This is a genomic window from Marinobacter sp. ANT_B65, assembly GCF_002407605.1.
Classification (GTDB): Bacteria; Pseudomonadota; Gammaproteobacteria; order Pseudomonadales; family Oleiphilaceae; genus Marinobacter.
Genome location: NZ_NXGV01000001.1, coordinates 609,433 through 625,381, shown reverse-complemented (window position 1 = coordinate 625,381; position 15,949 = coordinate 609,433). Strand labels below are relative to the sequence as shown.

The window sequence follows — 15,949 nt, the reverse complement described above, 5'->3', positions numbered from 1 at the left end:
GGGCATGGTCCTGCATGTTGGTTTATGGCCGCCGATGTCCTGTAGACTGCCCACCTGATTCTGACGGGCGTCCCATGACTGACAATACTGACACCAGCTACCAGCAACGAACCTCTGCGCGACGTCTTGTACTGTTCAGCCTGCTTTTTGTCGCACTCACGGCAGCAGGACTCTATACCGTGTATGATCAGTTCGCCGGTCGCAGTATCAGTTTCGATACCCGGCTGGTCTCGCCACAAACCCTTTTGGCGGTTACTGCCCTGCTGCTGGTGTATTTTATTTCTGATGGCCTGCGCCTGCACTATACCCTCCGGGCATTGGGGCACCGGCTGCCATTCTTCGTTATATTCCGCCTGGTTTTTATCAACCTGTTCTTTTCCAACGTTACCCCTATGGCTACCGGCGGTGGCTTTGCGCAGATATGGTATTTGCATCGCCATGGTGTGCCAGTGGGCAGAGCCACTGCGGCTACGACCATCCGAACGGTGCTGGCCGTACTTTTCATTTTCTCCCTTACGCCGGTCTTCCTGCTTACTCTGAGTACGTTTGATGACATTAGCATTACCGGCGACATCGGCTTCGCACTGGCCATCCTCATTCTGCTATACCTGGCTTTCTTCATTATCCTTCTGTTTCGTACCCGCTGGCTTATAACCCCGCTCAGCTGCCTGCTCAGAACACTTAACCGGTGGCACTTCATAAGCGACATACGCCATCAGCACTGGCAGTTCAAAGCACGAAGGGAGATGCTGCGTTTCTCGCACAGCTTCAGCGATTACCTGCAAGGCAGACCATTGTTTGTGATTCTGTCAGTACTGTTCACTGCTGTATTCCTTCTCAGCCTGTTCAGCTTTCCCGCCCTGCTTATTTATAGCCTTGGATACAAGGTTGATTACCTGGTATCTGTCGGGCTACTGGTTGTGACAACATTTATCATGTATTTCTCTCCGACACCCGGTGCTTCTGGTATTTCCGAAGGTGTGTTCGGCAGCTTTTTCACCGGTATCCTTTCAGGAAACCATCTGATTCTGGTTATCGTAAGCTGGCGTCTGATTACCATCTATCTCGGAATGACCATAGGACTCGTTGTGCTGCAAAGAGAGCTGATCAACAGTCGCAGGAAATCAGGATGAACTTCCGCAACCCGTTAAAGCTACTGTTCTATCTTTGCCTGCTGATCGTGATATTGCTGGTGAGTTACAAAGCCTATCTGAATTTTTTCATGGAAGACTTCGCCGGTGTGCATACCGGCGAAGTTGAACGGATTCATCACAACGTATCGGCTACAGAACCGTTCAGTTTCGCGGTGGTAGGTAACATCAATAACTCCGTCGGCATTTTTGAAGAGCGGATTATTCCGGAGCTGAACGGGTCGGGGATGGACTTTCTGATTTCTGCGGGGAATGCCGTCAGTGGCGGTGGTGAAGACAAATACCGCGCCCTTTACGGAACACTCAGCCACCTGAGCATTCCCTACTTACTGACATTCGGCGCCCACGAATACGAAGACTTCGGCAGCTACCGCTTTTACGATCACTTCGGGCCCCATTTTTTCAGTATTCAGGCGGGTAGCAGCAGGCTCATCTTCCTGGACAGTACCGGAAAAACGCCCTGGCAATGGCAAATCCGGTGGCTGGATGACCTCCTGAGCCAGGACTCCTCGAAAGCCAGAATTCTGTTTATAGGGCACCCTCCACTGAAACCCGGACAAAACGCTCTGTTCGATCAGCCCGGAGACTATCTGGCTCCGCCAGCATTCCGAAGCGCCCTGTTGCAAGCAGTCGAAAAACACAGCATCGACATGGTGTTCTCAGCCAATCTTTCGCTGTACTCAGAACAGCAGTTGGGAAATACAATGTTCATTACCACCGGCGGTGCCGGTGGACTCATACTGAACGACGACACAAGCTTTTATCACTATGTGCAGGTGAGCGTGAGCCCGGAGGGCGAGGTCAGCCACAGTCTTCAACGACTCGAAGTTGGCCAGCACCCGGTTCTCAAACGCCTGGAAAGCCTTTGGTTCTTTGTCTATTCCCTGTTCTATACGGGTTACCTGAACTTTATTCTGATTGTGGCCGTATTCGCAGCCATAGCAATCAGACTCTACACTGTTATTTTTGTGGGCAAGAATTACTACCCGGACTACGACCTTGATCCAACGCCCTGGCTGGAACAGCCGTTAAGAGTCGCCATGTTTACCAATAACTATCTGCCGTTTATTGGTGGCGTCCCTATTTCCATCGCCCGGCTGCGGCGAGGCCTGGAAAGCCTGGGAGACAAGCTTTTAATCGTGGCGCCACGCTACAAGGACCAGCCAGAAATTGAGGAACATGTACTCCGGGTGCCATCGCTGCTCGCCATGGGCGAAAAACGGGAATTCCGGCTGGCCAACATCTTTCTTTACCGCATCCGTAAACGGGTACGGGCTTTCCATCCCGATATCATTCACCTGCACCACCCCTTCTGGCTGGGTTCGCTCGGACTGTTCGTGGCGCACCGACTCAAAGTCCCGGCCATATACACATACCACACCAGACTGGAGCATTACGCCCATTTTGTACCATTGCCGGGCATGATCTTCCGCAATTTCATTTCCCACGCCCTGATCAAACGTTTCGCAAACAAATGCGATGGAGTCATAGTTCCAACCTATTCAACGGAGGAATACCTCCGGATGATCGGCGTAAAAACGCCTACCTTCGTGCAGCCTACAGGGATAGAGTTCAAGCGCTTTCAGGCAGTAACAGATGATGAAATCTCAGAGCTCCGTACGGCCCTGAACCTGACAGACGAAATCGTTTTCATCAGTGTATCGAGGCTGTCAAACGAGAAAAATATCGACTTCATGATCGATGCCGTTCATGCACTGAGGCAGGAAACAAGCAAACCCTTTCACTTCCTGATGATTGGCGAAGGACATCAGAAAGAACGCCTTCAGAACAGGGTACGGGACCTCAACCTGGAAACCCATATCACACTTGTAGGCGCGGTAAAGCCTGAGGAAATAGCTGTCTGGTACCGGCTGGGGGATGCTTTTCTGTTTGCCTCAAAGTCAGAAACTCAAGGCATGGTTATTCTGGAAGCCATGGCCGCGGGCCTTCCTGTGGTCGCCGTTCGCTCCAGCGGTATTGATGACGTTGTACGCCAGGGGTTTAACGGCTTCAAAACACCGGAAAGGCAGGACCAGTGGTGTCTGCAGGTAAAGCGCTTGCTGGAAGACGATGACCTGCGCAACACGCTTTCCAGGCAGGCACTGGAATTCGCCAGAGACTTTTCCGTTGAACAGTTTGCCATGGATGTACGCGAGATCTACGCTACTACTCTGGCACTCTGTGAAAAGCACCGTGAGAACAAGTCTTGATAATGGAGAGAAGCGTGAGCGGCATTCCAGTGGGAATCAGCACCTGCCTTTTAGGCAAAGAAGTTCGCCATGACGGCGGCCATAAACATTCACGATACTGCACGCAGGTATTGTCGCAGCATTTTGACTTCCGTCCTGTATGCCCGGAGCTGGAAGCCGGCCTGGGTGTCCCCCGCCCTGCCATTCATTTGCGGGAGTACCCGGAAGGTATCCGTCTGACAGAAACAAAGGGCTCTGCAGATCACACCGATGCCATGCAGGAATTCACAGACCGGATCTTGCCCGACCTGTCTGACCTGCGGGGTTACATTCTGATGGCCAAGTCTCCCAGCTGCGGTATGGAACGTATCAAAGTTCACAACCCTGAAGGCAATGTGGTGCGGCGAGATGGGCAAGGCATGTTTGCCGAAGCGCTGATTCGCGCATACCCATTGATGCCAGTTGAGGAAGAGGGCCGGCTGAATGACGACGCTCTCCGGGAGAACTTTATTGAGCGTGTATTTGCCTATGACGACTGGCTCCAGAACGTTGCGGGCGGGAACCTCACGGCAAAAGCACTTATCGGATTCCATACCCGCCACAAATTCCAGCTGCTCGCGCACTCTGAGAAGATCTACAGACAGCTAGGCCCCATGCTGGGCGACCTCAAAGCGGATGCACTCGAAGCCATTGCCGGCCGTTACATTCAGGCGTTTATGGAGGCGATGACAAAGAAAGTAAGCCGGGGCGCGCACATTAATGTTATGCAACACCTGATGGGTTACCTGCGAGACGCTATAGGAGACGAGGACCGCAAGGTACTGGTGGAGCAGATTGAAGCCTACGGCCGGGAAGAAGTTCCACTGGTTGTGCCCATGACTTTACTGAGAATGGCTCAGCGCAGGGAGCCAGCGGATTACCTGAAGCTGCAACAGTACCTGACCCCCTACCCTGACGAGTTGGGGCTCAGAAATAAAGTCTAGGGTTTGTGCTCAGAATCCGTATAGCAGGGTGATCGCCGTCTCTGTATCCGTTGAATCGGTGCCTGCCGGTGCATCGGATACATGTTTTACACGATAGGCAGCTTTCATTGAAAGGTTGCCTACAATGTTTGCCTTGATCGCTGTCTCAGACTGGCTGATCACATTGTTTTCATCCAGTCCGATTTCCGTGCTCAGCTTCTGGTGAAACAGTGCATTATCAGAAAGCGCATAGTCGAACTGGACCGCCAGACGGGCGATTGCTTCCTTCTCGGCGTCTTCACCATCGGAATTTACGACGTCCAGCTTGTTGTAGCGATAACCAACACCCGCAGACAGGTCAAGAAATGAACGCTCCCCTCGCTGCCAGACACGGTTTCCATAACCAGTGGTTACAGTGGACTCAAAATCGTATCCGGAAAACCGGTCATTTTCATAACCGCCACGCAGAAACCAGTACTGGCGTTCATCAAACTTATAGTTGGTTTCCACCGAGCCTTTATACTTCTCCGCCGTAGTCTGATCCTCGGCTTCAGAGTAATTGGAACTGAACTCCGCAATGTTGCGCCAATCCACCACCTCATGAACCAGCCCCAGCCGTCCATTGACGTTGGTTTCTTCAGTATTGCCGGAAGTGATAAGTACACCGAACTCCGCCTCGCCTTTCCAGTCTTCCCCATCCTGGCCGTAGACCAGAGGTGAAGCTGCAATGGCAATACAGGCAATGGTCTTCTTGAACCTCATGAAAACCCCCTGGTAACTGGTTAAAATCTGTTCAAAGTGATTAACGGGTGGCAGCGCTTTTACGTTCACCTTTCAGACTTCTTTCGGCCTGGAGCTCACGCTCTGATTTCTTGCGCGCTTTGCGTTCGGCAATGATCCGGGCTGCTTCACTGCCCACATGGGCCTCTCCACGCGCTGCTGCCAGGCGCATCTGATTCTCCCGCTCTGCAAAGCGCGCTTTCTGTTCATCACTCAGAGAATCAATGCACCGGTGACAACTGACCCCCTGCTGATAATCAGGGTGTTGCTTGTCATCCTCAGTGATCGGGCGACGACAAGCGTGGCACTGATCGTAACCACCCCGCTCCAGACGATGATTGACCGTAACCCTGTCGTCAAATACAAAACATTCACCTTTCCAGAGGCTCTGCTCTTCAGGCACTTCTTCCAGGTATTTCAGAATGCCGCCCTTGAGGTGATAAACCTCCTCAAACCCTTGCTCCTTCAGGTAGGCCGTTGATTTTTCGCAACGGATACCACCGGTACAAAACATGGCAACTTTTTTATGCTTTGCCGGATCAAGGTTCTGCTTCACGTACTCAGGAAACTCACGGAAAGTATCAGTCGCCGGGTTAATCGCGTGTGTGAAGGTACCGATTTCTACTTCGTACTGATTACGGGTGTCCACCAGAACTACGTCGGGATCCGAAATCAGATCATTCCACTCGGTGGGCTCCACATAAGTACCAACGATTCGCTTCGGATCGATGCCCTCAACGCCCATGGTGACAATTTCTTTCTTGAGCTTCACTTTGGTGCGTTTGAACGGCTGAATATCGACAAACGATTCCTTGTAATCAACTCCAGAAAAACGCTCATCGCTGGCCAGCCACGCCTGTACTGCATCGATACCGCCGCGACTTCCGGCAATCGTGCCGTTAATACCTTCCCGTGCCAGCAGTAGTGTCCCACGCACACCCTGGGAGAGCATGATATCCAGCAGCGGCTGGCGAAGGGTTTTGTAATCATTCAGAACCGCGAACTTATAAAGTGCGCAGACAACAATGTTGTTGCTCATAGGAATTCTCCTGCGGGCCGGATCGTAAATCCGGAGCATGGGTTTATTTATCTGGAAGGCCTAAGCCAGAGAGGGCGCTGATTCTAACCCACTCTGGCTTATGTTCAAGTCAGGGCTGACCGAGGCGGGAAAGCTCACGCTCCACAACGGCAGAAAGCTGACCCCAACCCGGGCGCGTCAGGCGAATATTGTCTACCAGCACAGTAGGTGTGCTGGCCACCTTCAGTTGCATGGCAACACGGCGGCTGTCTTCGACAGCTTCACGATGCAGCTCTGTGGTCATACAACGGCGGAAGCGGCGCTCATCAAGGCCAAGATCATTGCCATAGCGGGCAAAGGTACTGACAGGATCGTTCGAACCATTCCNTTCAGACTGCGAATCAAAGAGGCGTTCGTGCATTTCCCAATAAGCATTCTGGTCACCGGCGCAGCGCGCCGCCTCGGCGGCCGGAAATGCATTCTGGTGCTGCCGCAGCGGCAGGTCAAAATACACAAACCGAACTTGCCCCGTCTCTACGTACTCCTGTTTCAGACGTTTACTGGCTTCAGAAAAAGTACCGCAGGCCGGGCACTGGAAATCCGCAAACTCCCGCACAACCACAGGGGCATCGTCAGCACCAACAGAAACACCATACTGATCCAGTTGAGCAGGAAACGCCTCCGCATCAGGTGCAGCTACCGGCAGATCACTCGAGGTTGGTTTGGGAGCTGCCGTAAGGAAAAAAGCACCCAGAACAATGGCGGCCAGAACCAGCACACTGATACCAATGACTACCGGCTTACGCGAGTTGTTTTTCCGTGGCTGCGGCGCACCGGTCTGGTTGCGGCGTTTTGCTTCACCCATTCTATGATCCCTTTTATTTTACAGATGTAATGCGATAATTTTCGGCAGACGAAGGCTTCCACCATCGCTCAGGTTGCCTGAGACCCTTTATACCCTCCGAAGTTCCAATATAAAAAGGGCAGTATTAACCCGGTTGCTCCAAGCGCCCTGATTCGCTTATGCCCTGAATTGTGACGTTTTATGTTTCAGGGATGCAAGTGTCCGGGCAATCTGACCACTGGCTTCATCGGAACGCTCAATCGCTTCCACGGTTTCCCGGGATGAGGCGGCAATATCGTTCACGCTTACACTGACTTCGCTGGCATGCTGCCCCTGCTCTTCAGCCACAGAGGATATCGCAAGGGCACGATCCTGCAGACTGCTTAGCAGCTGATTGATACGTTCAAAATGATCATCAGCCCGACGGAATTCCGATGAGGATTCGGCAACCTGTCCCGACACGTCGCCGATCACACTGACCGCTTGCTGGCTGCCTTGCTGCAAGCGCTCAATAATGGACTGAATCTCTGTGGTAGAGGTCTGTGTGCGGCTCGCAAGAGTACGCACCTCATCGGCCACCACAGCAAACCCCCTGCCAGACTCACCGGCACGAGCTGCTTCTATCGCGGCATTCAATGCCAGCAGGTTGGTCTGCTCAGCTATGGCACCAATCACCGACAGCACCGAGCCGATTTCCTTACTCTGACTTGCCAGCTGGCTGACAGCTTCCACTGCCTGCTCCACGTTCAGGACAACCTGCTCCAGCCGGTTTCGCACGTCCCGGGAAATTCCGGCCGTGGCCTCACTCTCGGAACTGACATTGCTAACCGAGCCGGCAATATCCTGAATACTATCAGCCACGCTGGAAATACTGCGGGACATGGTACTCATGGTTTCCGACACCTCGGCCACTTCCTGTTCCTGCCGATTCACTGCAGCTACCGCAGAACGACTTATGTCACCCTGGGCCTGAGCCTGGCCCGCAGCCGATTCAGCAGATTCCATAACGTCCGAGACCAGCTCCTGAATACGGGCGATAAAACGATTCACACCCTGAGCCATCTCTGTGAGTTCATCGTTTCCTTTCATGGAGACCCGGCGGGTCAGATCCGCCTCACCATCGGCAATATTCCAGATTGCCGAGCTCAGCCTGAACACCCGGGGCAGCAGACTGCTGCCCAGCACCAGTGCCACCAGCACGATCAGCACGACCACCGAGCCGATCAACAGCAGGCTGAGGCTGTTCGACAGACTGGAAGCCTCCCTATTCAATGCTGCCACCGTGCTCTGAATTCCTGACCGGGTGTCTGAGTCCATGGCAGCAAGCTGCTGCTGAAGGCGCTGATTCACCTGTTCGGTTTCTGCTTTCAGAGTGCCCCGGAGCGCGTCAATACTGCCGGTTATTGTGGCGCTGAATTCCTCTTCCAGCACGTTCAGATCCCGGTTAATACCTCCAAGTGACAACCCCAGTTTCAGCTGGCCTATAGCCGATCCCTGCGGAGCAATATCCGCGGAAATGATCACCACATCCGGGTCACGGCTTGCTGCATCCAGAACACGATTCACCGCACCACGGCCTTCCCCCTGCTCCATCAGATTGCGCACCCGGTCATCAGAGCGATCCACATAGCGGGTGAGGCGCTCACCGTACTGGTCGTAATAGACAGCGAACAGAACCGATTCCCGTGCATCTGCCAGTTCCACAAGGTCGGTAAGACGAGGCACATCACGGTCCCAGATCAATGGAGCGGCCACAGCCGCAAGCACATCCGCTAGCCCCTGGGCTTCTGCCATAACCGCGGTTTTAACGTTGCCAGCGACCCGTTCCTGTTGAGCAGTCTGCTGGCGGGTCAGTTCGGTGGATAATTCATTCGTGGTCTTCTGCCGCATGGTTTCAAGGCGGGAGCGAACATCCTCCCGGGTATCGACGAAGGAGTCACTGATCTGGTCACTATTGGCTTCAAGAGCTGAGCCTGCGGTTTCTACCAGTCGCTCAACCTGGCTGGAAATCAACCACTGACTGACCCCCACCTGAACCAGACCTGTCACCACCAGCACGATGAACACTGGCCGAAGGAGGCGGCTTGAGATCAGCCGCCGGACGAAACAAAAAGACATACGGACTCCGCTAATGGTTATGCGCCATGCTTCCTGCAGTCCCGGCTACAGCGTCCCTGCGAAGCGTGTCCATATGTATAGCAAAACCCGAACCGACAAGGGGCGTATTTGTGTACAGGTTTTGTAGTCAGTCGTCATTGTCTTCTTCTTGCTCGATTTCATCGATGACGTAGCGCGAGCCTGAAACTCCATATTCAACTTCGACTTTCGGCCGTTTACCCTCATCAACAAGCCCCTGAAGCTCACCCCGTGAAATTGCATCAAACTCGGTGTCAGTAGTAATAGATAACTCGACCCCCAGCACCTGGATGCGATCACCCACCATTTCGGAGACTCGACCGGCCAATTCGAAACTATCATCGGGTGAATCATCATCCCGCTCGATTTTCAGGGCCTCCAGGAAAACCTGACCGTTATCGCTCACCCGTTCAATACCATCAATCTCAAGCTCACTATTCGCTTCAAGAGCCCCAAAAGACAGTCGGGTATCATCATCATCGGTAATGATGGTCAGTGGCGTAACCTGTACAAGAACGCCTCCGATTTTGAACTGACTCAGGTTTGAATCTATTTCCTGCGCGGGGCCACCCTGCACTTCCGAGTCAGCTTCACGCGACTCAATTTCTTCAGCAGTAACCGACCCATCGCTCTCGAAACGACCATCAACTTGCACCAGCACTCCCTGAACAAGGTCGCCGGGCCCTGTCAGACCATCAAACACTGTGTCACTGGTAACCTGAACGGGCACACCATTGACCGTCAATGTACCCGTTGCCTGGTTGTAGGCAGCTGAAACGGGCCCTACGAATTCAGTGTCATTGTCCGTGGCAGGGCGGTAGCGGCGAGCATCGTCTGGCCTGAGTTCCTGAGCCATGAGAGTGCCGCCGGAGAGATAGCCCTCAACTTCCACAGCAACGCCATCCCGAAGCGATGCCGGGGCCAGCCCGTCAAGCATCGCACCAGAATAATTCACCACCTGGGATCCTATGCGGAAGCCGGTTCCAGTGAAGTCAGAAACAACACCTTCCAGTTCAACCTCGTTCAGAGCATCAAAATCATCGCTGTTGTCCAGTGTCCGGAGTCCCAGGTAGCTGGCACGAAACTCTCCATTGGGGAGTCTCCATCCAGACATGCGGACAAAATCACCGCCCGAAAGATCAGTTACCTGCGCGCCCTTGACCACAGTCTGGGAATCAATTCTGACGGTCTGTTCCAGGATTCTGATCGTCGCGGTTTTGCTTATAGGGTCCCAGGGGCTCACAACCTGCATAATTCCCCGCAGGGTATCGTCATATTCGACACTTTCAGCATCACCAAGTCCCGAGGCTCTCCACTCCCCTTCAACCCTCAGGATCATACCCACTACAAGCTGGCCTTCCTGATCGATACCATCGTCGCCGCGAACGCTGCGATCAGTGCTGAACTTCACACCATTAACAAATACACTACCAAACCCCGAAACCGGCCCAACGCTCGAGCCTGTGCCACGAATTCCGCCGTCTGCTATATCCAGGCCGCCACCACCGGCACCTCCACACGCAGAAATCACACCGAAGGCCACCGTACCGGCTGCCAGTCCGAGCACGCGATTGCGGAATTGCCGTTTCATTGAGTCTGTCTCCCTGTCCGGCATTGGGGGCCGGTATTCTTCAATAAATGTCGTTGAAGCGCCGACGAGGAATAGCTTCGTCAGCTCCGAGTATTCGGTTGATCCGGTGATCACTCTGACGTCGGGGCTGCGATGGTTTGTAAACACTGCGTCTCAGCAACAGGTAGCTGTTATCAAGAGGCTCGACCACACCTTTGCTAAGCAATTCGTTCAGAACCGCCAGCGGCGCCAATTCGGGACTGGCAGACCGAACAAGTTGGGCAAACGAATTCGCCGCCTGAGTGTCCATCATCAACATGACGGGATCATGATGATCGTCGAGAAATTCTCTAGAACTGATCCAGGCACGAATCACTTGCCGGGCAGCCGCAGAAAGAATGGTACTTGCCAACTCTGTTGGCTCCCAGCGACAAACAGTGTTCGACTGCCTCAAGGGACTCATAATGATCATTCTCCTTCAGGGCTTTTACCCACATCTTCAAAAAAGAAGACACTCACGCCGGTTCGAACCGAATCCTCTGAGTCACAACCCGGCTCTTGTCCCGATATATCCCGATCATGGGGCCCAAGCCATTTGTCCAGTTGTTCCAGCATTGCCTGAGACTGCTCAGCTGCATACTGGCGCCAGCGGTCCATCGTTTCCGGAGGAATGTTGTTGTAAGTCAGAGTCCTCTGAAACAGCGCTGGCCGACCGAGTTCATTTCTGACCAGATTGTGATCAATTGTCGCTATGAGATCGGATACGTCTTCCCCAAAAATCCGGAGCATCTCCTCGCTGTCCCCAGCAGGGACATAAGCCCTTTGCCGCAGTATCAGCCTTCCTGACTCTCCATCTACCGAAACCACACCCACCCGGAGTAGCTCATCCAGCACGGCGCGGGGAGGCATATCACCACTGTACTGTTTGACCAGCTCGCTGAAACTCAGGGGACCGTCGAACGCCAGCATGGCCGGTTCACCATCTGAGCCCAGAAAGTCGACATCATGGACCCATCCGGAAACCACACGGGACGCGCGGTTGGCGTGGAGCCTGTCGTGCGCTCCGGTGGGTTCCCCGACCAGAGCTTCCCGCTGCTTCTTCACCTCCTTTCGAGTAAGCCCGGTCATCACGGCGGCACGGGAATCCGTGGGCTTTCGCCGCCCGTCGGTGAAATCCTCCAGAGCGGCTTCCACATAGGCACGCTTTACCAACTCGGAGAACTCCCCGAAAGGAATACCGTTCCGCAACAGCAGCCTCGCCAAAGGGCGCAGAATGCGAAACAGCGCTTGGTGCAAGGGGTTGGTCTTTTTCATGTTTGGGATTGTATTCCCATATCGATGCTAAAAGCCAGAAGGCCGGGCCAGGGTTTCCTGACCCGGCCCGGCGATGGCTAATCAGTCGTCATCGTCAACATCGACATCTTCTGTCAGTTCGAACTGGCCACCACTATTGCGGCGATATTCAACTTCTACTCCATCACCAACCTGCGCTCCGGAGGTTCCATAGCCGTTCAGCAGGATTTCGAGGTTCATGATGGTGATAGAATCCGAACTGACCCCACTCACACGAGCTTCAAGTTCGTAGCTATCATCGTCATCGTCGTCTTCTCGCTCAATGCTCAAGGCTTCAAGGAACCCGTTTTCCGTGCTGCGCTGACGCCCCTCTATCTCCAGGTAATCACCTACCTGAAGGCTCTGAATGTCCTGCGCCCGGCTGCGGCGACTGTCGTCATCATCAACGATAAGGGTATTTGCGGTGAGCTGAACACGAACACCGCTAACGATCAGGGATTCACTTGTCAGGTCTATGGATTCAATCCGGCCACCCAACTCAGCATCAGACGCCTGTCCCTCGATTTCTTCAGCTAAAAGAATGCCATTTTGGAAGTCGCCTTCTGCTTCTACGAACAGGCCATCGGCCAGACCGCTTTCACGAAGATCATCAAACCCGGTGCCACCGTTAACCTGAACTGTCACACCATTAATGGAAAACTGGCGACTGGCAGCATCGAAATTGTAGATCATCCCGGAAATCTCAACGTCATCAGTGTCATCGAACCAGACGTCTTCATCATCGACCTCTTCTGCCATGATGGTATTGCCATTGAGATAGCCCTCAACCTCGACAACGATTCCATTAGCCAGTCTGTCGAGAGAGAAATCATCGTCTGCCACTGCACTGGTGTAATCAACGGAGTATCCATTGATTGTGAAAGTTTGTGCGCTGCTATCGAGGTTAGCGACAACCCCTTCGATCTCGACTTCGTTGTTGTCATCAAAACTCAGGCCAATGGCACGGGCACCTACAAAGCTTGCCCGGAAGCTGCCATCATCCAGCCGCCAGGCACTGACACGCACCCGATAGCCTTGGGGGTTGCCGTTAATTGCGTCTGCAGTGGCACCCCGGAACACTGTTCTGCTATCCAGTGTGATGCTCTGCCCCAGCATAGTGAGGGTTCCTGTTCGGGCCACATCGTCCCAGCTCATGCCGGAGACTGGCCCCCGAAGGGTATCATCATAACCGACCTGATCAGCACGGCCCTGGCCACTACCGTCCCAGTCGCCCCTGACGTGAAGAATCATGCCTTTTTCAAGCTGATCCTCCCGGCCAACGCCATCATCACTGTCTACGCTGCCGTTGGTTTCAAACCGGGTTCCATTCACATAAACACTGCCAAATCCGGTTACCGCACCTACACTTGTGCCGGAGGACGTTCCGGCTGTAGCGGGAGAGCCATCCGAACCACCACCACCGCAGGCCACAAGGGAGCCAAGCATTGCACCGGTTATGACCATCTTCATTGCCACTGATAAGGGATTTCGCTTCATCGTTTTTCTCCAGGTTCGCTCATGCACCCAATAGACAGCCGATTTCGACCACCTTACTTTTTGGGATTATTTTCCCAAAACTTATAAATGGGAAAATAATCCCAAATATTAAACATGTCCAGTCGTTGTTCATGAACTTTTTGTGAACTTTATGGATTTGAAAGCGTAAAGAACTGAACCATCAAGCAAATCAGGTGCAGAAACATGTTGGGTTTTTTAAAAGGTGATCCGAAAAAGAAACTGCAGAAAGCTTACGAAGACAAGCTGGCCAAAGCCCTGAGCGCGCAGCGCAATGGTGATCTCAGAACCTATGGAACACTGACAGAGGAAGCTGAGAAAATATACGCAGAGCTTCAGGCACTGGAAGAAAAGAAATAACCGGGGGAGCGGCTCCCCCGGTCAGGAGTCAGTCCAACAACTGCTGCAGCCGATGGTTTAGTCGCGCCACTTCCCGGCGCATTTCCTGAACTTCATCCAGCAGTTCCAGAGACATAGCCAGCCCTGGAAGATTCATTTTCAGGTCTCTTTGCAGACGCCGGGCTTTGTGTAAGCGGGCAAGTGCCGCTACATCAAACAGCCACTGACGGGCCTCAGCTGAAGGCTCTACCGGTGAAATTATGCCGTAATTCACAAGTTTGATTACAAACTCCGCGTGGCACTCTCCCCGTTCGCACACCTCGTGAAGGGTAAAGGTGCTGCCATCGGAGTCCATTACCTCAACGGTCAGAATACTGTCTTTATCACTCATCCCTTACTCTCCGCTTCACAGATGGAGTTTGCTGCGTGGATCGAACTTCTTCTCGGCTTCTGCGAGCTGTTCGTAGAGTTTTTCTGCCTCTGCGGAATGCTGCTCAGGTATGGCGATCTGGAGAACGACTATCTGATCACCCGGGTGTTTTCCCGGAAGCCCCTTGCCCTTGAGCCTAAGCTTGCGACCGGAAGAGGTTCCCTTTGGCACCTTCACATTCACTTTTGATCCCACAGTCGGCACCATGATTGTCGCACCCAGCGCAGCTTCCCAAGGGGTTACCGGAACGGTCAAAACAACATCTCTGCCTTCAACACTGAACATAGGATGAGGCGCCAATTCGACTTCAATCAGCAAATCACCAGGTTCACCACCACCAATACCGGGAGAGCCCTGGCCTTTCAGACGCAGATGCTGCCCTTCGCGCATGCCAGCAGGAATTTTCACTTTCAGGGTTTTCTGACGCGCAACTATCCGGCCCTGATCGTCGGCCTCATGCACAGCAAAGGAAACCTGCTTCTCGCATCCATTAAATACTTCTTCAAGAAACAATGGCAACCGGGCGAGAACATCTTCACCACGCATGCGCACATTCTGCCGGAAACCACTGCCAGCATGGCGACCACCCGCCTGGCCACCGCCAAACATCTGTTCAAAAAAATCACTGAACTGGCGGGAATCCGCATCTGTGTAGCCTCCGCCACCAAATCCGGATTCGCTCTGCCAGCCTGGCGGCGGCTGGAAAGAACCATCAGCCTGAGGACCGTACTTGCGCAACTGGTCGTATTCAGTGCGTTTTTCCGGGTCTTTCAGTACTTCGTAGGCCTCACCAAGCTCCTTGAACTTCTCGCCGGCATCATCCTCTTTGCTGACATCCGGGTGATATTTCCGGGCCAGCTTTCTGTAGGATTTTTTGATCTCCTCGGGGGAGGCAGACTCACTCACACCGAGCACGGCGTAATAGTCTTTGAAATCCATTGAACTCCTCGCATCTGGTCAAAGATTGTTCCATGGTTATATATAATCGGCGCAAATGACGGAAATACAAGCTTACCCCTGCGCTTTCGCAGATATAATAGCCGTGACTTGAGCTAAAGCAGATATTCGAAAAAAAGGGCAACCGGAAACACTGGCAGAACTGGCAATCATGGCTGTTGATGAAAACGTTCAACGTGCCGCGATTCTGTAAACCAGCGAGCTGTGATAGGGTTCCAAAGCTCAAATCTGTCCCATCCATCTAATTCAGGAAAACTCCATGATCTGGACTGTTTACCTCTCTGGCGAAATCCATACCGACTGGCGTGAGCAGATTCAGGCCGGGGCGAAAGACGCCTGGCTGCCTGTAGAATTCACATCGCCCGTCACCGATCACGAATCCAGCGATGCCGCAGGTGACATGCTGGGCAAACCGGAAACAGCATTCTGGCGGGATCACCAGTCATCCAAAGTTAACGGTATTCGAACCAAGACACTGCTGGAGCAGTGTGATCTGGCAATTATCCGCTTTGGCGATAAGTACAAACAGTGGAACGCTGCGTTTGATGCCGGCTTCTGTGCGGCTATGGGCACGCCTTATATCACTTTGCACAACGATGACATTATCCACCCGCTGAAGGAAGTAGACGCATCCGCCATGGCGTGGGCGCAGACTCCCGAGCAGGTTGTTGAAATTCTGAAGTATGTGACAACTGCACAGTAAACGCTCAGGTCATCTGGCGGCGA

General features: G+C 53.3%; 15 protein-coding genes. 5 read left to right on the top strand and 10 right to left on the bottom strand.

Annotated elements, in window-relative coordinates:
• The first annotated feature begins 74 nt into the window (after window positions 1–74).
• Genes CPA50_RS03020 through CPA50_RS03010 form a run of 3 tightly spaced genes read left to right on the top strand, consistent with a single transcriptional unit; the run spans window position 75 to window position 4,323 of the window.
• Entirely contained in the window at window positions 75–1,133 is a 1,059-nt protein-coding gene (locus CPA50_RS03020) for a lysylphosphatidylglycerol synthase transmembrane domain-containing protein (RefSeq protein ID WP_096780985.1), read from the top strand.
• Complete coding sequence (locus CPA50_RS03015; RefSeq protein WP_096780984.1) at window positions 1,130–3,361, top strand: glycosyltransferase; 2,232 nt, start codon at window positions 1,130–1,132, stop codon at window positions 3,359–3,361. Before CPA50_RS03020 ends, CPA50_RS03015 begins: the two co-directional genes overlap by 4 nt.
• Before the next feature lie 14 nt (window positions 3,362–3,375).
• Window positions 3,376–4,323, top strand: coding sequence for a YbgA family protein (locus CPA50_RS03010; protein WP_096780983.1), 948 nt, complete (start codon window positions 3,376–3,378; stop codon window positions 4,321–4,323).
• Window positions 4,324–4,332: 9 nt separating this feature from the next.
• Here CPA50_RS03010 and CPA50_RS03005 read toward each other — a convergent pair whose 3' ends face one another.
• From CPA50_RS03005 to CPA50_RS02970, 8 genes are all read right to left on the bottom strand, one after another.
• A complete protein-coding gene (locus CPA50_RS03005) occupies window positions 4,333–5,064 on the bottom strand; it encodes a YdiY family protein (protein WP_096780982.1) in 732 nt (243 codons plus the stop codon).
• Window positions 5,065–5,104: 40 nt separating this feature from the next.
• Window positions 5,105–6,121, bottom strand: coding sequence for a rhodanese-related sulfurtransferase (locus CPA50_RS03000; protein ID WP_096780981.1), 1,017 nt, complete (start codon window positions 6,119–6,121; stop codon window positions 5,105–5,107).
• A 109-nt stretch (window positions 6,122–6,230) separates the two neighbouring features.
• Entirely contained in the window at window positions 6,231–6,965 is a 735-nt protein-coding gene (locus tag CPA50_RS02995) for a DsbA family protein (protein ID WP_096780980.1), read from the bottom strand.
• A 156-nt stretch (window positions 6,966–7,121) separates the two neighbouring features.
• A complete protein-coding gene (locus CPA50_RS02990) occupies window positions 7,122–9,062 on the bottom strand; it encodes a methyl-accepting chemotaxis protein (RefSeq protein ID WP_096780979.1) in 1,941 nt (646 codons plus the stop codon).
• Between the two features lie 127 nt (window positions 9,063–9,189).
• Window positions 9,190–10,671, bottom strand: coding sequence for a DUF5666 domain-containing protein (locus tag CPA50_RS02985; RefSeq protein ID WP_096780978.1), 1,482 nt, complete (start codon window positions 10,669–10,671; stop codon window positions 9,190–9,192).
• 40 nt (window positions 10,672–10,711) lie between these two features.
• Window positions 10,712–11,113 (bottom strand): hypothetical protein, encoded by a 402-nt coding sequence (locus tag CPA50_RS02980; RefSeq protein ID WP_143750719.1) that lies wholly within the window; start codon window positions 11,111–11,113, stop codon window positions 10,712–10,714.
• Between the two features lie 5 nt (window positions 11,114–11,118).
• Window positions 11,119–11,964, bottom strand: coding sequence for a DUF6502 family protein (locus CPA50_RS02975; RefSeq protein ID WP_096780976.1), 846 nt, complete (start codon window positions 11,962–11,964; stop codon window positions 11,119–11,121).
• An 81-nt stretch (window positions 11,965–12,045) separates the two neighbouring features.
• Window positions 12,046–13,479, bottom strand: a complete 1,434-nt coding sequence (locus CPA50_RS02970; protein ID WP_096780975.1) for a DUF5666 domain-containing protein — start codon at window positions 13,477–13,479, stop codon at window positions 12,046–12,048.
• 204 nt (window positions 13,480–13,683) lie between these two features.
• On the opposite strand from CPA50_RS02970, the gene CPA50_RS19315 reads away from it, so the two are divergent.
• Window positions 13,684–13,857 (top strand): DUF6435 family protein, encoded by a 174-nt coding sequence (locus CPA50_RS19315; protein ID WP_143750718.1) that lies wholly within the window; start codon window positions 13,684–13,686, stop codon window positions 13,855–13,857.
• Window positions 13,858–13,885: 28 nt separating this feature from the next.
• On the opposite strand, the gene CPA50_RS02965 is transcribed toward CPA50_RS19315, so the two are convergent.
• Both CPA50_RS02965 and CPA50_RS02960 read right to left on the bottom strand, forming a co-directional pair.
• Window positions 13,886–14,227 carry a chaperone modulator CbpM gene (locus CPA50_RS02965; RefSeq protein ID WP_096780974.1) on the bottom strand — a complete coding sequence of 114 codons (342 nt, stop codon included), beginning with the start codon at window positions 14,225–14,227 and terminating at the stop codon, window positions 13,886–13,888.
• Window positions 14,228–14,242: 15 nt separating this feature from the next.
• Window positions 14,243–15,205: a DnaJ C-terminal domain-containing protein gene (locus tag CPA50_RS02960; protein WP_096780973.1), complete on the bottom strand. Its 963-nt coding sequence runs from the start codon at window positions 15,203–15,205 to the stop codon at window positions 14,243–14,245.
• 277 nt (window positions 15,206–15,482) lie between these two features.
• Here CPA50_RS02960 and CPA50_RS02955 point away from each other — a divergent pair, with 277 nt between their 5' ends.
• Window positions 15,483–15,926, top strand: a complete 444-nt coding sequence (locus CPA50_RS02955) for a YtoQ family protein (protein ID WP_096780972.1) — start codon at window positions 15,483–15,485, stop codon at window positions 15,924–15,926.
• The last annotated feature ends 23 nt before the right edge of the window (window positions 15,927–15,949 follow it).